This window comes from Saccharopolyspora dendranthemae (assembly GCF_007829955.1).
In the GTDB taxonomy this organism is placed as follows: Bacteria; Actinomycetota; Actinomycetes; order Mycobacteriales; family Pseudonocardiaceae; genus Saccharopolyspora; species Saccharopolyspora dendranthemae.
This window is the reverse complement of the sequence record NZ_VIWX01000001.1, coordinates 296,112-316,122: the sequence shown is the minus strand read 5'-3', so window position 1 is coordinate 316,122 and position 20,011 is coordinate 296,112. Positions and strand designations below refer to the sequence as shown.

Annotated in this window: 16 protein-coding genes; 7 read left to right on the top strand and 9 right to left on the bottom strand. The window is 68.5% G+C overall.

The window, feature by feature from the left end; translation table 11 throughout:
- Window positions 1-13: 13 nt before the first annotated feature.
- Genes FHU35_RS01435 through FHU35_RS01425 form a run of 3 tightly spaced genes read right to left on the bottom strand, consistent with a single transcriptional unit; the run spans window position 14 to window position 1,819 of the window.
- Window positions 14-376 carry a hypothetical protein gene (locus FHU35_RS01435; protein WP_145735896.1) on the bottom strand — a complete coding sequence of 121 codons (363 nt, stop codon included), beginning with the start codon at window positions 374-376 and terminating at the stop codon, window positions 14-16.
- Entirely contained in the window at window positions 373-1,152 is a 780-nt protein-coding gene (locus FHU35_RS01430) for an alpha/beta fold hydrolase (RefSeq protein ID WP_145735894.1), read from the bottom strand. Before FHU35_RS01430 ends, FHU35_RS01435 begins: the two co-directional genes overlap by 4 nt.
- Window positions 1,145-1,819, bottom strand: a complete 675-nt coding sequence (locus FHU35_RS01425; RefSeq protein ID WP_145735892.1) for a DUF998 domain-containing protein — start codon at window positions 1,817-1,819, stop codon at window positions 1,145-1,147. The genes FHU35_RS01430 and FHU35_RS01425 overlap by 8 nt, the downstream gene beginning before the upstream one ends.
- Window positions 1,820-1,889: 70 nt before the next feature.
- Here FHU35_RS01425 and lysX point away from each other — a divergent pair, with 70 nt between their 5' ends.
- The gene (lysX, locus tag FHU35_RS01420; RefSeq protein WP_145735890.1) at window positions 1,890-5,249 is read left to right on the top strand and encodes a bifunctional lysylphosphatidylglycerol synthetase/lysine--tRNA ligase LysX; all 3,360 of its coding nucleotides are present in this window, start codon (window positions 1,890-1,892) and stop codon (window positions 5,247-5,249) included.
- Window positions 5,250-5,340: 91 nt separating this feature from the next.
- On the opposite strand, the gene FHU35_RS01415 is transcribed toward lysX, so the two are convergent.
- Both FHU35_RS01415 and FHU35_RS01410 read right to left on the bottom strand, forming a co-directional pair.
- Window positions 5,341-7,050, bottom strand: a complete 1,710-nt coding sequence (locus FHU35_RS01415; RefSeq protein ID WP_145735887.1) for an eCIS core domain-containing protein — start codon at window positions 7,048-7,050, stop codon at window positions 5,341-5,343.
- Between the two features lie 274 nt (window positions 7,051-7,324).
- Window positions 7,325-8,455 (bottom strand): aminotransferase class V-fold PLP-dependent enzyme, encoded by a 1,131-nt coding sequence (locus tag FHU35_RS01410; RefSeq protein WP_145735885.1) that lies wholly within the window; start codon window positions 8,453-8,455, stop codon window positions 7,325-7,327.
- Window positions 8,456-8,746: 291 nt separating this feature from the next.
- Here FHU35_RS01410 and FHU35_RS01405 point away from each other — a divergent pair, with 291 nt between their 5' ends.
- Together FHU35_RS01405 and FHU35_RS01400 are read left to right on the top strand one after the other, a co-directional pair.
- Window positions 8,747-9,580: an aldo/keto reductase gene (locus tag FHU35_RS01405; protein WP_145735883.1), complete on the top strand. Its 834-nt coding sequence runs from the start codon at window positions 8,747-8,749 to the stop codon at window positions 9,578-9,580.
- A gap of 54 nt (window positions 9,581-9,634) precedes the next feature.
- The gene (locus FHU35_RS01400; RefSeq protein ID WP_145735880.1) at window positions 9,635-9,964 is read left to right on the top strand and encodes a cysteine hydrolase family protein; all 330 of its coding nucleotides are present in this window, start codon (window positions 9,635-9,637) and stop codon (window positions 9,962-9,964) included.
- Window positions 9,965-10,086: 122 nt separating this feature from the next.
- On the opposite strand, the gene FHU35_RS01395 is transcribed toward FHU35_RS01400, so the two are convergent.
- Both FHU35_RS01395 and FHU35_RS01390 read right to left on the bottom strand, forming a co-directional pair.
- On the bottom strand, window positions 10,087-10,962 hold the full coding sequence (locus FHU35_RS01395; RefSeq protein WP_145735878.1) for a DUF7192 family protein: 876 nt from the start codon (window positions 10,960-10,962) through the stop codon (window positions 10,087-10,089).
- Between the two features lie 3 nt (window positions 10,963-10,965).
- A complete protein-coding gene (locus FHU35_RS01390; protein WP_186459213.1) occupies window positions 10,966-12,117 on the bottom strand; it encodes an AAA family ATPase in 1,152 nt (383 codons plus the stop codon).
- A 393-nt stretch (window positions 12,118-12,510) separates the two neighbouring features.
- Here FHU35_RS01390 and FHU35_RS01385 point away from each other — a divergent pair, with 393 nt between their 5' ends.
- Both FHU35_RS01385 and FHU35_RS01380 read left to right on the top strand, forming a co-directional pair.
- Complete coding sequence (locus tag FHU35_RS01385; protein ID WP_186459212.1) at window positions 12,511-14,526, top strand: AfsR/SARP family transcriptional regulator; 2,016 nt, start codon at window positions 12,511-12,513, stop codon at window positions 14,524-14,526.
- Between the two features lie 81 nt (window positions 14,527-14,607).
- Window positions 14,608-15,321 (top strand): glycoside hydrolase family 16 protein, encoded by a 714-nt coding sequence (locus FHU35_RS01380; RefSeq protein WP_186459211.1) that lies wholly within the window; start codon window positions 14,608-14,610, stop codon window positions 15,319-15,321.
- A gap of 141 nt (window positions 15,322-15,462) precedes the next feature.
- Here FHU35_RS01380 and FHU35_RS01375 read toward each other — a convergent pair whose 3' ends face one another.
- The gene (locus FHU35_RS01375; protein WP_145735871.1) at window positions 15,463-15,906 is read right to left on the bottom strand and encodes a PH domain-containing protein; all 444 of its coding nucleotides are present in this window, start codon (window positions 15,904-15,906) and stop codon (window positions 15,463-15,465) included.
- Between the two features lie 372 nt (window positions 15,907-16,278).
- On the opposite strand from FHU35_RS01375, the gene FHU35_RS01370 reads away from it, so the two are divergent.
- Complete coding sequence (locus FHU35_RS01370; protein ID WP_145735869.1) at window positions 16,279-17,040, top strand: 3-oxoacyl-ACP reductase; 762 nt, start codon at window positions 16,279-16,281, stop codon at window positions 17,038-17,040.
- Window positions 17,041-17,508: 468 nt separating this feature from the next.
- On the opposite strand, the gene FHU35_RS01365 is transcribed toward FHU35_RS01370, so the two are convergent.
- Window positions 17,509-19,074: a GMC family oxidoreductase gene (locus FHU35_RS01365; RefSeq protein WP_145735867.1), complete on the bottom strand. Its 1,566-nt coding sequence runs from the start codon at window positions 19,072-19,074 to the stop codon at window positions 17,509-17,511.
- A 135-nt stretch (window positions 19,075-19,209) separates the two neighbouring features.
- Between FHU35_RS01365 and FHU35_RS01360 the strand changes: the two genes are divergently transcribed.
- On the top strand, window positions 19,210-19,758 hold the full coding sequence (locus tag FHU35_RS01360; protein ID WP_222429256.1) for a GbsR/MarR family transcriptional regulator: 549 nt from the start codon (window positions 19,210-19,212) through the stop codon (window positions 19,756-19,758).
- Window positions 19,759-20,011: the final 253 nt, after the last annotated feature.

The window sequence follows — 20,011 nt, the reverse complement described above, 5'->3', positions numbered from 1 at the left end:
CGAGGGCCGGACGTCATCGGCAGCCGGCGCCCAGGCAGTCGACGTGCAGGAACGTCCTGCCGTCGAGTCGGATGACGTAGTCCTCGCGTTGGTCCGGCGTGCCCGCTGCGGTGACCACGCCGTGCACGGTCACCGCAGCGTTGCCGGGTGTCGAAGCCGTGCACTCGACGGTGAAGCGGGAGCCGAGACCGGCGTTCTCGGCGCCGGTGCTGCGGCAGGTCGGCCGTTCCCGCAGCGGAACGCCGTGCTGCGCCAGCTCCGTCCGAGTGCCCAGCGACACGGCGTTGCGGTACCCGGCGGCCGAGATCGCCTTGGCCGGGTCCGTGCAGCCGGTGAGCAGCAGGGCGATCGCTGCCAGCGCCAATCCGGTTCTCATCGCGCACTTTCCGTCGCGGCCTCGATGGTCTCCACCACCACGTCCGGACATTCCCACGCCACCTGGTGCCGACTGCTGGGCAGCAGGCGGTGGCAACCTCCCAACAGCGCTGCCAGTCGGGTGTGGCACCTCGTCCACCGCACGGCCGAGTTCGCGCGCATCCCCCCGAGGGCGGTGAGAACCCGCACGGGTACGGGAGGAAACGTCGTGCGTTGCCGGAGCACGGCCAGATCCCGCAGCATCGGCTCGAAGGCGAGGTATTCCTGCCACGCCGCGGTGATCGCGGCCGGTGAGCGGAACCGGGCGCGTCCGGCCGCTCGCACCGCCGGTGGCAGCGGCCGGGACGTCTGCACACGCGCACCGGCCGTCCAGATGGCCGGTCCGAAGGGGGCGATGCAGGTGGCCGCACGGCGGCCCAGCGCTTCTGCGGCCAGCAGCGACCGCTCCGGGTGCGGCGAAGCGCTGCCGCAACTCGGATCCAGCAGCACGAGCGCGCGCAGCGAGCTCGGGTGCCGTCGACCCATCGCCTCGGCGTGCAGCGCCGAGACCGAGTGCGCGACCACGACGGCGCCGCCGTGCCGGTCCGCGACGGCAGCGAGCCGGTCGGCCTCGTCGTGCAGGCTGGGCAACCCCGGTCGAGGCGTGCACCCGTCGAGGCCGGGGCGTTCCAGCCGACGCACGCGATGCGACGCCGACAACCCGGTCAGGACCGGCTCCCAGTCGTAGGCGGCACCGGCCATTCCCGAGGTCAGAAGCACGGTGGGCGATTCAGGCATCGCAACCACCCGCGGATCGCGTTCGACGGGCGTGGCTGACGGCCATCGCGATCAGCCACGTCGCGATCAGGCTCAGCTGCGCTCGCTGCGCCACTCCGGCTCCCGCGCCCAGCCACAGCGCTCCCAGCGTCACCACGGTTGCCAGCCCGGTCGCCGAACACCACGCCCAGCCCCAGCGTGCGCGCGGCCCGATACCGGCCCAGGCCAGTCCGCCCATGGCCACGAGCATGCCGAGCGCCGCAACCGAGCTGGTCATCTCGTGCACCGCGTGGGTGGCGGGCAGTGCTCCCACGAGCTCCCGCACCGCGCATCCCGAGTCGACGTAGCTCGCGCACGTCATCGGGGTCAGCGCTCCGTCCAGCCCGGTGGCGACGCCGAAGACGAGCAGGCCGCTCCACCCCACGACCCCGCCGCCGCACCGGATCCCGGCCACGGCGGCTGCGGCGGCCAGCAGCCCGGCGAGTCCGTCACCGGTGCGGAAGAGCCGGCTCCCCGGCTGGTCGCGGGCGGCGAACTCGCTGACGTAGCCGTTGAGCGCGTCCAGACCCGGATTGATCCAGGGTCCCAGCAGCCACAAGCTGTAGAGGACAGCGGCGCACGCGCAGCACCCGGCGACCGCACGTGCCTCCCACCGGGCCGCGACCCGGGCGTCGGAGTCGGCCAGCATGAACTGTCCTAGGGTCGTGAGGTCAACATCGATCGTCCGCTGCACGCCAGCTTAAGCGGGGGAGGTACGGATGGGTCGGGCAGCATCGGTGGGCCGGTCACCGAGCGAGTGGGTGCCTGCGACCGGGCCTGCCTGGACGGCTCGGGTCCCGCGGATCGTGGTCGTGACGTTGGTGTGCATCGCGGTTCTGTGCGCCTTGGCCGCGGTCGGAGCGGCGTTCCGGAGCGGGATGCAGCCGGTGCGCGAGAGCATCGACCTGGTGCTGTTCCCCGCTCCCGCCAACCTCGGATATGCGGCCTTCCTGCTGGTCCTGGCAGGGGCGTTGGGGCGCCGCAAGCGCATCGCCTACTGGATCCTGCTGCTGGTGCTGGCCTTGCAACTCGTCCTGTCGGTGCTGGTGCTGCTGATCGTCCTGGCGGACCTGATGGACCCGGGGGTCGTCGACCAGGTGCTGCCGGCCTGGTTGCGCTGGTCGCTGGGAGCGAACGCGCTGCTCAGCGCGGCGGCGATGGTGGTCCTGGGGTTGGCCTCGCGGCAGTTCTACGGCCGGGTGCAGCGTGCCAGCGTGCCCAAGGCGCTGGGCACGTTCGCGGGACTCGTCGCGGTGTTCGTCGTGCTGGGCTACGGGTTGGTCTTGCTGTTCCCCGGCTCGTTGCACGGACCCGCTGACCAGTTCAGCTGGACGGTCGAACGAGTCCTGGGCGGTGCGGTGACCCTGGACATCACCCGAGCCGGGGAAGCTCCCGGCTGGGTGAACCTCGTGCTCGGCACGTTCGGGATGGTCACGCTGTTCGCGGCGCTGGCGGTGCTGTTCCGGTCCCAGCGCACGGCCTCGGTCCTGCCCGCGGCGGACGAGCGCCGGGTGAGGGCGTTGTTGGCCGAGCACGGCGAGGTCGACTCGTTGGGCTACTTCGCGACGCGGCGGGACAAGGCGGTGCTCTTCTCGACCAGCGGCAAGGCCGGTATCAGCTATCGCGTGGTCGGAGGCGTCTGCTTGGCCAGCGGCGACCCGCTGGGAGACCGCGAGGCGTGGGGGCCGGCGATCGAGCGGTGGCTGGGGATGTGCCGGGACTACACCTGGCGTCCGGCGGTGATCGGCGCAGGCGAGCGCGGTGCCCGCGCCTACGCGCGAGCCGGGTTGAAGGTTCTGCGGCTGGGCGACGAGGCGGTTCTGGACCTGTCCACCTTCAACCTGGAAGGCCGCGAGATGCGGCCGGTGCGCCAGGCGGTCAACCGGCTGCACCGCGCCGGATACCGGGTGCGGATCCGCAGGCAGGAGGAGATCTCGGCGGAGGAGATGGCAGAGGTGGCGCACCGCGCTGCGCGGTGGCGGGGAAGCGACACGGAACGCGGTTTCTCGATGGCGCTGGGCCGGTGGGGCGATCCGGCCGATGGCGCGTGCGTGCTGGTCGAAGCCGTGAGCACCGGCGGTGAGGTGTGCGCCATGCTGTCGCTCGTGCCGTGGGGACGCACCGGCCTGTCCTTGGAAGCCATGCGCCGAGCGCCCGGGAGTGACAACGGTCTGGTCGAGTTGATGATCAGCTCCTTGGCGCGTCCGGGAGGGTGGGGCGCGACGCTCGCGGGCATCCAGCGGATCTCGCTGAACTTCGCCGTGTTCCGAGAGGTGTTCGAAGAGGGTGCCCGATTGGGCGCGGGTCCTGTGCTGCGGTCCTGGCGCGGGATCCTGCTGTTCTTGTCGCGCTGGTGGCAGTTGGAGTCCTTGTACCGTTCGAACGCCAAGTACCAACCCGACTGGGTGCCTCGGTTCATCGGTTTCGGCGACCGGCGCGATCTGGCCCGAGTCGGGTTCGCCTCGGCCGTGGCCGAGGGGTTCGTACCCCTGCTCGGTGCGAGTGGCACCGCCACCCCCGCCGCGGCCGCACCAGGTGAGAACCGGATGCCGGTGATCGAGCCGGACGAGCAGGAGTCCCGCAGGCGATCGGTCCCCGAGCAGATGCGGGTTCGCCTGGACACCGTCGCCAAGATCCGGGAAGCCGGGGGCGATCCGTACCCGGCGCAGGTCCCGCGCACCGATTCCTGCGCGGAGATCGTCGACCGGTATGCCGGAACCGCGCCGGACACCCGCACCGGCGAGCGCACCGCGGTCACCGGCCGAGTCGTGCTGATGCGCGACCACGGGCGGTTGTGCTTCGCCACCTTGCGCGATTGGTCCGGGCACGTGCAGGCCATGCTCACCACCTCCGACACGGGTACGGATCGGTGGCGGGCGTGGAAGAACGAGATCGACATCGGCGATCAGGTCTCGGTGCAGGGGGAGGTCATCACCACCCGCCACGGCGAGACCACGGTGTTGGCCGATGAGTGGACCTTGGCCTCCAAGTGCCTGCGTCCCCTGCCGGACAAGCACGCCGGTCTCACCGATCCGGAGGCCCGATCCCGAGCGCGCTCGGTGGACCTCATCGTCGGTACCGACTCCCGGGAGATGTTGCGGGCCCGCTCAGCCGCCCTGCAGGCGTTGCGCTCGACGCTGACCGGCCACCGGTTCCTGGAAGTCGAGACTCCGATCCTCCAACCCGTGCACGGCGGTGCCTCGGCGCAGCCGTTCCGGACTCACATCAACGCCTACGACATGCCGCTGTACCTGCGCATCGCCCCCGAGCTCTACCTGAAGCGGCTGTGCGTCGGCGGGGTGGAGCGGGTCTTCGAACTCGGACGCACGTTCCGCAACGAGGGCGTTTCGGCCCGGCACAACCCGGAGTTCACGATGCTGGAGGCGTATCAGGCCCACGCCGATTACGGCGTGATGCGGCAGCTGTGCGAGCAGCTGGTGCAGGCCGCGGCCGTGGCCGTGCACGGGGCGCCGGTCGCTCGGCGGCAGGGCACCGGGGATCACGCCGAGGAGGTCGACCTGTCCGGAAGCTGGCCGGTGATCACCGTGCACGAGGCGTTGTCGTCGGCCTTGGGGGAGGACATCACTCCGGAAACTCCGCCGGAGCACCTGCGGTCGTTGTGCGAGCGGACGCACGTGCCCTGCGATGCGGACTGGCCGCGGGGCGCGTACGTGGTCGAGCTCTACGAGCGGTTGGTCGAGCGCCACACGACGCGCCCGACCTTCTACACCGATTTCCCCGTCGACGTTTCTCCGCTGACCCGCCCGCACCGCCACGACCCGCGGCTGGCCGAACGGTGGGACCTGGTCGCCTTCGGCGTGGAGATCGGTACCGCCTACTCCGAACTCGTCGATCCGATCGAGCAGCGCCGCCGTCTGACCGAGCAGTCGTTGCAGGCGGCCGGCGGTGATCCGGAGGCGATGGAACTGGACGAGGACTTCCTGCGCTCGTTGGAATTCGCCATGCCGCCCACCGGCGGACTCGGGCTCGGAGTGGACCGCCTGCTGATGTTGCTCACCGGCCGGCCGATTCGGGACACGTTGCCGTTCCCCCTGACCCGCCCCGCGCGCGGCACCTGACGCGCGTCCGCACGCGACCGCCGAGCCGACTCCCCGCTGGAGGTCTTGCCCAGGCCGGGTCTGCTCGCGCCTCAACGGGACATCGGCGCCGTCAGCCCCCCGCCTCGCTCCGGAGCAAACTGGTCTCGCTGATGAACTGTGAAAGACCATCGAGCCCGGAGCTCTTCGCCATATCGACAAAGTTGAACCGTGAATCGTCGCCCAACAGTTTTTCCAATTCGTTGTAATGATCCCAGCCCATGCCGACATAGCGGACCCCGTTCATCGCGGCCTGCTCCACCGTGTAGCCGAGGTGCTCGTCCCTTCTTCTCTTCAGCTCAGGGGCTGCCTCCTCCGGTGTCATCGATTTCGACTGCACTACTTCCTTCACGAAATCTTCGAGGTAATCAGCCAGCAGTTCGGCATACTTTCGCCTCTCCTTCTTGTCGAGGCCGTTGAACGCATCGCCAATGTGGCCGCCGACGGGAAGTTTGGTGACGAATTCGTCGAATCCCTTCTGCTTCTTGGCTCTCGTGTAACTGCGACTCAGATCGGTTTTGGTGCCCGGCTTTCCGCGGGATTGCGAGTCCCTGCTCCGTTGCCATGTGATCTTCAAGAACCGTTGCGCAACATGGCCGAAATGCGAATCTTCTCCCTCGCTCGTGAGTTTTTCCAGTTCGGCCGGTTGTCGCAGGCGGGGAATGAGCAAGGACATGGCTTCCCCGAGCTTGGGGTCCAGCGGCTCGGCGCCGTGTTGCCAGTAATCAGAGGTGGAGTTGAGGTCTATCCCATGAAAGTTCTCGAGCACCGGACCCAGTTCGGCGAGGTAGGCGTTTTTGGTGTTGGGCTGCTTGGTCAAGTCGTCGGTAGTGAAAGCCTCATAGATGAAGCTGCTCGATCGGACCGCTCGGAGCACGTCGGGCAGCGTGATGAATCCGTGCTTCTCTCCCAGCACGTTGACGCGATCAGGGTGGAATCGGACCCAGGTTCCTTCAAAATCTCCGTCTGTCAGGTTACCCAGGTAGTCGGTCTTCTTATCAGCGTGTTCTCGGAATTCATCGTCGGACTTGTAAGCGCGGATGTCCTGGTCGCCTGCGAGTTCTTTCATTTCGGATGACAACCCGCTGTCTGCGGGGTCGACCCTTGTTCCGTCCACCCATGCTGATCGTTGGACGGTGTTGGGTGCCGTCCTTGCCGAGGTGCCGACCGACTCGGCGTGGGTGCGTTGTACCGGTGCTGAGGTGCGCATGACCCTGTCGGCACTGGCTTCGGCGGCGCGTTCGCAGGCGTCGGATGGGTCGGAGACCGTGACGCCGTCGCCGCGGTCGGCACCGGGTACTGGCCCAGAGCGTTGCTGCAGCACGTGGGTGAGTTCGTGGGCGAGGGTGTGCTTTCCGGCCGCCGTGGTGTTGTAGTGCCCGTTCTGGAAGACGATGTGTGACCCGGTGGTAAGAGCTCGGGCTCGCACGGATTCGGCTGCGGTGTGTGCCGAGGGGCCGGTGTGCACCCGGACTTCGGAGAAGTCGGCGCCCAGTCGGGTTTCCATTTCAGATCGCACGGCGTGGTCGAGCGGATGCCCAGGTCTGCGCAGTTCCTGCTCAACTTCGGAGCGCTGCACGCTGTACTCCTGCACTGCGTCATCGCGCCGGCGGGCGATCATCCCGGCCGCGACGGTGTTGCCCACGGTGCGTTGCAAATCCAGGAGTGCCCCAGGTCCCAACAGCGTCCCGGCCCGAGCCGCCATGGCCTGATGTGCCGCGGTGACGGGTGGTGTGGTCCTGCGCTCGGTACTTTCGGGTTCCCGCTGGTCGTTCTGGCGCATGGGACACCTCGCTATCCGTGAGGGATCACCCCAGAATCCTCGGAATGAGGGTGCGCGGGAACCACTTGCCGTGCGGAGGTGCGGGCAACGTGCCTGCCCCTTAGGTTATTCCAGCTGGTCAGACCCCGTCCGCGAACCGGGCCGTGGACGTGCCACGGGCCGGTGGCGCGGGTTGAGGGGTCACCGCCGGACACGTGGCGGTGACCCCTCAACGCCTCGACGCGGATCTGGCCGAAGAGCCTCCGGGTGCGAAGGGCTGCTCAGCGGGTGATCGTCAGCGGCCGGCCTTGTCCAAGCCCGTCTGGAGCCGGGCGAGGGTGCCCTCGACGTCGCCGAGCTTGTCGAGCCCGAACAAGCCGATGCGGAACGTGGAGAAGTCGGCGGGCTCGTCGCAGTGCAGCGGCACGCCCGCCGCGATCTGGATGCCGACTTGCTTGAAGGCGGCACCGCTGCGCAACTCCGGGTCGTCGGTGTGGACGACCACCACGCTGGGCGCTGCGAACTCGTCGGCGGCGACCGAGGGGAGCCCGTGCTCAGCGAGGAGCGTGCGCACGCGGCCGCCGAGGTCGACCTGCGCGGCGCGCAGGTCTTCGAACCCGCGGTCGCGGGTCGCGAGCATCAGCTCCAGGTTGTGCGCGAGGGTGTCGGTCGGCATGGTCGCGTGGTACGGGGTTTGGCCCTGCGTGTACGCGTCCGCGATCGACAGCCACTTCTTCAGGTCGGCGGAGAAGCTCGTCGACGTGCTGGCCTCGACCGCAGCCCGGCCAGCCTCGCTGAGCATGACGTAGCTGGCGCAGGGCGATCCGCTCCAGCCCTTCTGCGGCGCGCTCAGCAGAACGTCGACGCCGAGGTCGGCCATGTCGACCCAGAGCGCTCCGGAGGCGATGCAGTCCAGGACCAGCAGGCCACCGACCTCGTGGGTGGCTTCGGCGAGGCGGCGGAGGTAGTCGTCCGGCAGCAGCATGCCCGCGGCGGTCTCGACGTGCGGCGCGAAGACCACCTCGGGCCGCTGCTCGCGGATGGCGGAGACGACCTCATCGATCGGTGCCGGCTGCCACGGGGCCTGATGCGACCCATCGATCGGTCGTGCCCGGCACACGGTGTGCTCCTGCGCGATCGACCCCATGTCGAGGATCTGCGACCAGCGGTAGGAGAAGAGCCCGTTGCGCACCACGAGGCAGCGGCGGCCCGTCGCGAGCTGGCGGGCGACGGCCTCCATGCCGTAGGTGCCCCCTCCAGGCACGATCGCAACGCTGTGCGCTCGGTAGGCCGTGCGCAGGACCTCGTCGATGCCCTGCATCACGCCTACGAAGCGCTGGGACATGTGATTCAGCGAGCGGTCGGTGAACACCACCGAGTACTCGAGCAGGCCACCGGGATCGATATCATCATGAGGCAGTGCCATGCCCGTAGCCTGTCACATGCGGTGGAGCCGGCCGTGGACAGCATCGCGGCCCGGAATGCCCGCACCACGCCAGTGCAGGCAGCGGGGACTCCCCTCACCCTGCTCGCACCGCCCAGCGCGGAACGTGACCAGCCGATGATGAGGGCATTTCCTGCGAGTGGCCACGCCGCACTGCCTTGGCGCTCGAACGGGCTCGGATTCCAGCGACCGCAGCTCGGCGGAGCTCTGCCTAGACTCGGGTACGCGCCCGGCACGGCCTGTTCGGCAACAACGCGAAACGGAGTGCGAACGATGCGACACCTGCGGCTACCGTCCGGCGGCGACCTGCCTGTGCTGGGGCAGGGCACCTGGGGCATGGGCGAGCGCGGTTCGGACCGCGCCGAGGAGACCGCGGCCCTGCGACGCGGACTCGACCTCGGCATCGGTCTCATCGACACCGCCGAGATGTACGGCAGTGGTGGCGCCGAGGAAGTGGTCGGCGAGGCGATCGACGGTCGGCGGGACGAGGTCTTCCTGGTCAGCAAGGTGTTTCCGCACAATGCCGACCGGAAGGGCGCGATCGAGGCGTGCGAGCGCAGCCTGCGTCGGTTGAGGACCGATCATCTCGATCTCTACCTGCTGCACTGGCGAGGCGGAACACCGTTGTCCGAAACGCTCGAAGCGTTCGAGGAATTGCGCGACAGCGGCAAGATCGGGCATTTCGGGGTCAGCAACTTCGACCCGGACGACATGCGGGAGCTGTGGGCGCAGAAGGGCGGAAGCGGCTGCGCGGTCAACCAGGTGCTCTACAACCTGACACGGCGCGGGATCGAGTTCGACCTGCTGCCGTGGTCCCGGGAGCGGGAGTTGCCGGTGATGGCGTATTCACCGATCGAGCAGGGGCGCGTGCTCGGAGATCCGGTGCTGGAGCGGGTCGCGGAGCGCCACGGGGCCACGCCCGCGCAGATCGCCGTGGCCTGGGTCCTGACCGGCGAAGGTGTCTGCGCGATTCCCAAGGCTGCGACTCGCGATCACGTCGAGCAGAACCACGCGGCACTGGAGATCCGGTTGTCGGCGGACGATCTCGCCGAGCTCGACGCGCAGTTCCCAGCCCCGAACCGGGCAACGCCGCTGGAGATCCTCTGAACATCGTGACGTGCGGGCAGGCGGTTTCAGCGGCCCGTTCGTCGGGATTCGTGCATGTCCCGAGCGACGCTGGGCACCACCCCACTACAACGGAACACCGGAGAATACCGCTCGAACGACTCCCAGAGGAGGCTGACATGGCCGGTGAGACGCTCGCGCGAGGGCTATGAGATCTACCCGGTGGCCGATGCCATCGGCGGTATCAGCCCGACCGCGCACGACAACGCGATGCAGCGCATGATCCAGGCCGGAGCCCAACCTGTGAACGCGATCTCGCTGGTCGCCGAGCTGCAGCGTGACTGGGGCCGTGCCCGCGCGGACGAACTCCGCAGCATCCTGCGCTGGTACTTCCCTAAACTGCAGGAGATCCGCGCCCAGAATTGAGCGATCGGCATCAACCGGCAGGTCCCGCGCGCGGCAGCGGTGGCGCACTCCGGCTACGCCGCGGTCCTGTGACCCCTGCGCGCGGCGGGCGCACTTCCGCGGAATGAAAGTCCGGGTGACGCTTAGGCTGTATGTCCACTGTGGATATGCGACCCCGGCTGCCGGACCAGGCCGAGTTCGGCGAAGGTCTGCTCACACCAGGACAGCGAGCGCTCCAAGGTCTTCCAACGCTGCATGTCGGTGTCCAGGTACGGCAGGACGTACGCATCCTCGATCTCCGGTGGGAGGTCTTCCACGGTGCAGCTGAACGGAGGGCTTCCGTAATGGGACGAGTTCAGGGCTCGGGCGATCGCCGCGTCCTGGGAATCCCAGACGGAGAACCACAGACGGCGCAACATCGCCGGATGGGCCAGTGCGAACACGAGTCGGCCGGCGTCGAATGCTTCACCCGCCGAGATCACCTTGGCGACCGCGGAGCAGCGGCTCTCCCACAGGACGTTGAGCTGGGCTGCGAACCCGGACCAGAGCTCGACGCTGTGCCCGGCCCGGACGATGGCGGCGCTCAACGTCGCCAATGCAATCCCGCGATTGACGATCACATCGTGCGGGACGAAGTGCGAGTACACGGCTGGGACGAGGAAGGTCACCACACGTCCGCGGTGCGAGGTCTGCCGGGGCACCGCGTCCACCATGCACTCCGGCTCTCCCGCCAGGTACGCGCCGACGTCCACCTCGCTGCCGGTGACGTCCCGGGAAGGCTCAAGGGAACTTCCGACGCCCAGGCCTGACCTCGTGCCCAGCTCGGCGACGGCGGCCGCGGTCTCCAGCAGCGGTACGTGCCAACCGTCGACCGCCATCCGCAGGGCCTCCTCCCAGCTCGCACCGCACCAGTCATCGCCTTCTTCCCGCCCGGCGCCGTGCCGGATGGTGGGTGGCGCCTGGGCGGCTTCGACGAATTCCTGCCAAGACCGCAGCGGGAAAAGCGTGCACTCGGTCATCGGTCATGCCTCCTCGGCGAGCTCGTCCAACCCGAGCGCGTGGCAGTGCGCCTCGGACAACCCTCGGATCACGCGCCAGCGCAGCACTTCTCCGAAGGTGGCACCGACCTCCAGCAGCTTGGCCCCGTCAATGCTGGTGCGCGGGGAGAACTCGACCGGCAGCCGCTTACGCTCGGCGACTTCGCGCAGGTCCTGCACGAAGGAGACGAACTCCTCGACCGCCTCTGGTTCGGAGGGCGCGTGGCACAGCGCGAGCCGACGTTCCAGGACCTCGTCGACCGGCACGTCGAGCACCAGGAACCGGTCCAGAGTCGCACCATCCAGAGCCTGCCTGCCGACGTAGTGCCGATCGCCTCCGTTGCCGTACGTGTTGGCGGTGGCCACGACGTGGAAGTCCGGGTGCACGTCGACCATCCCGTCCGCGAAGGCGCAGCTGCCCAGCGCCAACGCCTGATTCAGCTCGCCGACCAGGCCCGGATGTCCGTTGTCGAGCTCGTCGAGCAGCATGACCCCACCGAACTCGAAGGCCCGCCGGAACGGCGTGTCGTGGTACCTGCCGTGGGCGTCGAAGTAGCCGAACACCTTGCTCATAGGGGTGGTCGGCCCGAGCGAGAGCGCGTGGAACTCGACGTCGAGCGCCTTGGCCGCCTGCTTGCCCAGCATCGACTTGCCGGTTCCGGCCGGTCCCACGAGGAGCGCGTGACAGCGGGCTCGCAGGGCCATCAGCAGGTCGGGGAACACCTCGTGAGTGGCCTCGTCCAACCGAACTTTGGTGGCATCGGGCAAGGTGATGTTGAAGACCGGTGGGTTCGCCTCGGCGTAGGCTCGGGCCGCTTCGTCCCGGGCGATCTGGAGAACCTCCTGGCGCTGGTCATCGCAAGCCTCGGCCGCGACGCGTCGCGTGAGCTCCTCGACGACGTGGTTCTGGGCCACCAGGCGACCATCGAGGTCCACCTCGGCAAGCGACTTGCGCACCTCCTCATCTGCTCGACCGCGCAGTAGTGCGGCGGTGACCTCCACCTGCTCCGAGAGCGCCCTGGCCACGGCCGGCTCGGCCAGACGTGACGTCATGTTCTCGACGTTGTGCGCCCGGAACACGTCGAAAGCGACGTGGTGGGCGATCTCGCGGATCTCCAGTCTGGTGTTCTCCCGCATCGAATCCTCCTGCGATCAGTTCCGCGCCACGCTCGTTGCAGCGGGGCGATGTCTTCGGGTGGTCGGTCGGTGCGGGTGGAACCGTCCGGCTCCACCCGCACCACGATCGGGCCGACCTGGCCGGCCGGGGCATCTCCGCGAGGGCCGCTGCTCGCCTCCGCACCCCGCGCAGTGGAGGCGAGCAACAACTCATCCATCGCCGGGCTGCCCCGCCCCCGAGCACTGCCGGGCCGGGCCGTGCGCCGATCGCAGGACAGATCCTGCGGACGCCGGTTGATCACCGGTGGAATCCGGTGCATCCGCGGTACATCACGCAGGTCACACGGCATGCATACGGTGAGTGACAGATCGGTAGACTGCCCGCGGTCCGAGCGCGGCGAGGAGTGTGGAACAGTGCGCGAGCCCCACGTGGGAACCATCCGGTACTTCGTGCTGGGGCCGCTGCGCGTGCGCAAGTCCAACGGCTCGATCACCGAAGTCACGCAGGGCAAGCTGAGCGCACTGCTCATCGAGCTGCTGATGCGGCGCAACGGCTGGGTCGACTCCCGGGATCTGATCGAGGCGCTCTGGGGCGCGGCACCGCCGAAGACGGTGAACGCGAACCTGAAGGGCTATGTCTTCAGGCTTCGGGGGCTTCTGGCACGAGAAGGGGAGACGTCGCCGATCGCCAGCGGCGTGGGCAAGTACCGGCTGACCGTTTCCGAGGATGAGCTCGACGCCGATGTCTTCGAGCGACTCGTCGCCCGCGGCAAGGCAGCGCTGGACGACGGCGAAACCGAGCGGGCCGAGCGCTACCTGCAGGACGCACTCTCGTTATGGCAAGGCTTCATGGATCCGGGGTTCGCCGACAGGCATGTCGGCACCGGGGCCCCGAACCTGCAGGAAGTGCGGCGGGCGGCCAGGATGCACCTCGCTGGCTGTCGCACGGCCGCCGGGCGTCCGGACGAGGCGGTGTCCAAGCTGCGGGCTGTCGTAGCCGAGAACCCGATCGATGAACGGGCCTGGGCGCTTCTGATCACCGCGCTCATGCAGGATGGTCGCCGCGCCGAGGCGTCGACCGAGTACGGCGAGGCGCTGGAACACATCCGGGCCGCCACCGGCGGCGGCCCGGGGAAGGCACTGCGAGCAGTGTTCCCCGAACTCGTGAAACAGAGCAACGAGCCCATCCCTGAGCCGGTCCGGGAGACACAGCTCCAGGAGACGCTGGCAGACCCGCAGCCCCAAGTGGTCGGGAACCCGACACCCGAGACGGAGGCAGTCACCGCCGGCGCGGGAGCCGCGGCGGAGCCCGAGCCCGGCGATGCGGCGGCCGAGGGCGCCCAGCGGCGCTTCCCGGGGCGACTGCGAGACCGATGGGTGCTGGCCACTTCGCTGACCGCGTGCGCGATGCTCGTTCTCGGCGCTGCCGTGGCCGCTCCCGCGCTGTTCAACACGGAGGAAGATCCGGTGCCCGCCGAACTTCGACTCGGCGGGACCGCCCCCCGACGTTCGGTGCCGCACGTCGCGACCATCCCCGGAGAACAGCCCCGGCTGCTGTTCGGCATGGGGCCCAAGGCCTCGACCGCGGACCAGCAGCGCCTCGTCGGCCAAGCACCCATCGGGATGCTCACGACCTGGTTCGACGGGCCGGACGAACTACCGCGGTACGAGGCCTGGAGCCGTGATCTCGTCCCAGGCCACTACGCCCGGGGGAAGGCGATGCATCTGATCATCCACCCCGGCTTCGAGTCCCCGGAGCAGGTCGACACCGTGCACGGTCCCGCCTGCGGCTTGGCGTACCCGCTGTCGGCCGGATTCCTGGACGACATGCGCAGGCTCGCGACGGCCTTCGCCGGCGCACCCGACGGTCCACCGCTGTACGTCTCGGTCTTGGACGGGCCGGAGAAGACGATCTGCGGCAAGGACCAGACCGGCTACAACGCCGACCCGCAGACCCGGAACTACTACGACGCGCTCAAGGACCGCTACCGCGAGGTGCGGCAGATCTTCCACCGGTACGCTCCGAACGCACGAGTCGCGCTGAACTGGAACGGTTGGCAGGCCTCGCACGACGATCCTGACATCGGTGAGGGTCGATCGCTCATGCAGTACTTCTCCGACGTCCTGGCGATCTCGGATTTCCAGAGCTTCAACGCCTTCGAGTCGGAGGACAACTCCCGCGACGTCACCAGCATGGTCGACGAGCTCGGTCGGTACGGCCCCATCATGGTGTCCAATTTCGGCCCGAACAAGGATGAATCGGGCGCGCGGGCGCGCAGCGATCTCAGCCAGGTCTTCGCACCGGATCGGATTTCCTCGCTCACCGCGCGAGGGCTGTTCGCGTGGAGCTTCTGGCAGGAGAAGTACGTCGAGTCCAGCCCGGAGACCTACCAGATGGCCCGCGACATCGTGCAGCGCTACGGCAGGTGAGAGGGGTTTTGTCACCGATCCCGGGATTTCCGGGCGTGGCAGGGCTTAGCGTGACGCACTCTCACCCATCTGGAGGATCCAGTGCACGCTTTCCACGCCCGATGCCTGATCTCCCTGAGCTGCGGCTTGTTCGGGTCCCTCCTCGCGGTACCGCCGCAGGCCGTACCAGCCGAGGCCGGCTGGTCCCTGGTGCGGGAGGACGACTTCAACCGGCCGGCGCTCGACCCCAGCTGGTATCGGTACGACGGCCCGGGCCACGCCGGCGAAGGTGTTCGCTCTCCGGAGCAGATCAACGTCGTCAACGGGGTTCTGCACATCGACGGCACCGCGGACGGCACCACCGGTGGCATGTCCTGGAACGCAGGACAGCGGTACGGACGCTGGGAAACCCGTGCCCGCTACGCGCCGGGAACCGCCGCCTACCACCAGGTGCTGACCCTGTGGCCGGACGCGGAGGACTTCCCGGAAGGCGGTGAGGTCGACTACTCCGAGGTCTCCGACCAGCAGCGGCAGAATCTGGAGTTCTTCCTCCACTTCGGGTCGGACAACGACCAGGTCTCCGCCACGCGGCCAGTGGACACCACCCAGTGGCACGTCTACGCGGTCGAGTGGACCCCGGACCACATCGTCGGTTACGTCGACGGCGTCGAGTTCTTCCGCTCCCAGGACCCGGCGACCTTCCCACCGCGGCCCATGCACCCCACCATCCAGCTCGACTGGTTCCCTGGCGACGGCCCGCGCGGGCCCGGAAGCATGGAGGTCGACTGGATCCGCCAGTACGCGCTGCGCGGCTGAGCCCCGGTTGAGGTTCCTCGCTTCGCCGGAGGCAGGGCACGGCTCGACCTGGCGAACGAGATCTTCAGCTACATCGAGATCTTCTGCAACTGCCAGCGACGACACTCCCAGCTCGACCACGTCTCACCAATCGAGCCAACGTCAGTGCGGTGACGGTGTGACCGTGCCATTGCTGATGTAGGTGACCGCGCCGTGGATGTCGTGCCAGCTCAGTCCTGTGTCTTGGAGCGGCATGATCAGTTCACCGGCCAGGCCGAAGCTGCTGATCGGGCCTCCCCAGTGCGGCACCCGCACCGAGATCCACCGGCCCCGGCGCAGGCGAACCCGCTTCACCGCGGCCCAAGGTGCTGTGAACGTACCGGCTTCCGAAACGTAGGTCACCCCGGCTGGGGCGAGAACCAGCTGGAGACCACGCATCGCGGCGTGCACCCGGTACATGCGCAGGTAGAGGCCGAGGCCAAGAGCGAAGAGCAGAGCGAGAGGGAAGTACACGAACCCGCTGATGCTTCCGAGTGCAGTGAGGGTGGTGCCTGCCGCCAACTGGGTTACGACCACCACGGACTGGGCGATGATCGGGATCCGCATGCGCCGGAGTTCGCGCTGGTACGCGTGCGGAGAACGGGTGATGACGAAGGTGGTCGCAGTAGGGGGCGGAACGGGATGCACCAAGACAGTCTTGCACCTGTCCGCCCGGGCGCAGCGGCGATCCGAGATTCTCCGCGCGGATCGATGAAACCGCGCGGACGAGCAAAGCCACGCGGCAGTCGCCGGTATGGGCGGTGACCGCCGCGGCCACTGGTCATCGCCATCAAGCGGCGTGCATTTCCAAGGTCAGTGCGACGGGATGGGTTCGATGCCAAATGTGGCTGAGGGCCAAGCGAAAGACGCGTTCTCCTCTTAGGGCGTCACGGGTACCGCGGCACCGGTGTCTGACTTCTGGCCGCTACCGTGCGGCGTATGGATTTCGCCGACCAGCTTGTCGTGGTGACCGGAGGCGGGCGCGGACTGGGCGCCGCGTTGGTGCGCGCGTTCACGAAGCAGGGCGCGCGCGTCGTGATCGACTATCGCGGCAGTCGTGAACAGGCTGAAGCTCTGGCCGGCGAGCTCGGCGACCAGGTGATCGCTGTCGCGGCCGACGTCACGGACCAAGCCCAGGTCGATGCCCTGTTCGCCACGGCCCATGAGCGTTTCGGGACTCCGGTGACGACGGTGGTCAACAACGCTCTTGCCGATTTCGCTTTCAACGGCGACGCCCGCTCGCACGCCGACCCGATCACGTGGGGCGAGTTCGCCGGACAGTTCGAGGGCAGCGTCCGCGGTGCGCTGCACACCACGCAGGCGGCTCTGCCGGGCATGCGAGAACTCGGTGCTGGCCGGATCATCAACGTCGGCACCAACCTGTTCCAGAACCCGGTCGTTCCCTATCACGACTACACGGCTGCGAAGGCGGCTCTACTGTCGCTGACCCGCACCCTCGCTGCCGATCTCGGTCCCGATGGCATCGCGGTCAACATGGTTTCGGGTGGGCTGCTGCGCACCACCGACGCGAGCGCCGCCACTCCCGAGGCGGTGTTCGACGCGATCGCCGCGAACACGCCGCTGCGTCGCGTGGTGACACCCGAGGAGTTCGCCGACGCGGCTCTGTTCTTCGCCTCACCCTGGTCGCGGGCCGTCACGGGCCAGAACCTGGTGGTCGACGGCGGCCTGGTCAACGACTGACCAGGTACCTCGGAGGTTCCGAAGCGGTTCTCAAGGCTGGCCCGGTACGCCGCGCGCTTTTCGGTGTCGGGGTGCAGCGCGCGGTCGTCGCGGAGCAGTCGTCGAACGGCGTTGAGGACCGGTTCGGGCATCACCGCCGCGACTGCTGCCAGCACTCCCGCGTAGCCCGGCACCGCCATCTCTGCTTTGCGGCTGGTCAGCGATGGGAGGACGGCCTCGGCGATGTCGTCCGGCATGGCCTTGGGGATGGGTTTCACGTCGAAACCACAGGAGAGCGCGGTGTCGACCGCGGAGGGAACGCCGAACAGGTCCACCTCAACCATCAGCTGGTTGGTTCGTCGATGTCGACGAAGCCGCCGTTGGGCATGATTCCGGCGTTGTTGACCAGAACGGCCAGGTCGCCGTGCGCCGCGGCTGCGTCCTTGAGGAAGCGAGCGAAGGTGTACTCCTTCGCCAGTCGGCGGGCGGTCAGCTGAGGCGGCCGGCCATCAGTTCGCCGAGCATGATCGATGCGACGTTGGTGTTGGCCCGCGGAACGGACGGGAAGATCGATGCGTCCACCACGCGAAGGCCGTCGACCCCGCGCACGCGGCAGGAGGGGTCGACCACCGCGGAGGCGTCGTCGGGCGCCCCCATCCGGCAGGTGCTGGTGCCGTGCTGGGCGTCCACCGCGGTCGCGAGCAGGTGGCCGTCGAGCGCCACATCGTTGTCCAGCACCGCGAACAGGTCGCTGTTGACGTCCTCGATCGACCCGTCGACGACCGTCGCGGCCTCGGAGCCGCGGGCCATCTCCACCAGGGTGCGGACACCATCGCGCAGTCGCGCGAGGTCGCGCTCGTCCGACAGCATGCGCTCCCGGACTTCGGGCTGAGCCTGCGGGTCGGTGGAGGTCAGCGTCAGCACTCCGCGCGAGTGGTTGTGGTTCAGCCACACCCCGAAACCGCCCATCGGGAACCGCGTGTCAGCGCTGGCCATGGACAGGACGTTCATGTTCAGCGACACCAGCATCATGTCGTGAGGGACTGCGCCGGGCGCACCGCTGCTGTAGCGGACGCAGACGTTGGTGTGGCGGTCGTCCTCGGTTTTGCTCGCGGCGCCCGCGGTCAGCGGCAGCCCGACGACCATCATCGGATGGTCCTGCATGCCGTGACCAGTCGGGAGATCCGCCAGGACCGCGATGCCGAGGCGGCACAGGTCCTCCGCCGGGCCGATCCCCGAGCGCATCAGGATTGCCGGTGAGTGGACCACACCGGCGCTGAGCACGACCTCGTCGGCGTGCTCGGTCGTCACCGAGCCTTCCGCGATCACGCGGACGCCGACGGCGCGGCCGTTCTTGAAGACGACGCGGTCGACCAGCGCGTCGCCGCGGACGGTGAGCCCGGGTAGCGACCGAACCGGTTCGAGGTACCCGTCGTTGACCGTGACCCGGCGGCCGCCACGCGAGTTGATCGGGTACGGCGAGACCCCCGACGCGCCAGGCGCGTTCACGTCCGGCGCCCAGAGGTGTCCGGCGGCCCGGGCCGCCGCCGCCAATGCGCCGTCCACCCCGCCCCACCGTTCCTGCGGCGTCCGGAAGATCGGCGTCGGTCCGCCGCGCCCGTGGTAGGGCTCGTCCCCGAACTCCTCGTCGTCCTCGAGCTTGGCGAAGTAGGGGAGGACGTCCTCGGGCGACCATCCGGTGCAACCGGCGGCAGCCCAGTCATCGAAATCTTCCATCGGCGGGCGGATGGCGATCTGCCCGTTGATCGACGAGCTGCCGCCCGCACCCCGGCCGCGCCAGTACGGTGCCTGGGGCTGCTCGTCGGTCCGAGCCGAGTTGACGCCCTCCCAGACCAAGCCCGCCACGGCGGTGGGATCCAGCAGCGCGCGGGCGGGGTTCGGCGACCGCCACGCCTCAGGCATCTGCGCCGTCCGGTAGTCGGGACCGGCTTCCAGGAGGAGGACGCGCTTGCCGCGCTCGGCCGACCGAGCGGCGAGGGCCGCGCCTGCGGAGCCCGCTCCTACGACGATGATGTCCCAGCCCGGGTCTGTCACGGTGAACCTCCTGGCTTCGGATCAGGAGTACCGGCCCGGGGATCTCCGGACCGTTGCTGGCCCGTATAGTTCTGCCTCGGCTAAGTTCAGTCAATAGTGAATGTTCATTTCTGATTGACCGAAGGGAGTTCGGTGGTGTCCAGCGGTGTCGGCGACGGTCCTCCTGACGATGCGAACTCCCTGATCGACGACTTCGGCTCGTACATCGGGCGCGCGATGGGCTGGCCGCCGATGGCCGGGCGTGCCGCGGGGGTGCTGATGCTGAGCGAGAACCCCATGACGATGGCGCAGCTCCAAGACGCTCTCCACGCGAGCAAGGGCTCGATGTCCGAGACGACGCGCCTGCTGGTGCTGAGCGGCACCGTCCGGCGTTTCAAGGAACCGGGATCTCGCCGGTACGTGTACGAATGGCGCGACGATGCCTGGATCGGCTGCTTGCAGCACCAGATCGAGGGCACGACCGAGCTGCTGGCGCTGGCCGAGAACGCGCAGGCACGAGACGCGGCGCTACCCGAGCGGCAGCGTGCGCGCCTGCGCGACATGCACGAGTTCTACACCTTCATGGTGCGCAGCCTCGAAACGCTCCTCGGCGAGTACGAGGCGTTCCGGGAACACGGTGGCTATGACGAAGAAAATGCTCGAGACCGCGCTGCGGGGGGAGAGGGGCGATCCCCCGAGCGGTGAGGGCCATGCCTTGGGCGAGGCTCCTTCGGGAAGGAACCGGAGAATTCCGGCGAATCCTCGAGAGGTTCCGCTCGCGGTGGCCAACGCCTGCATCGATGCCCGCTGCGATCGGCTGGTCGAGCGGCGCGGGCCCGGGGTCGAGTCGATCTGCGCTGTGCATCTCCGAACCATCGCAGGAAGGGTGTCACGGCGGGAATCTTCTTCGCGCGGACCGCGAGCGACCGACCGCTGGATTGAGAGGCGACGGCCTGAC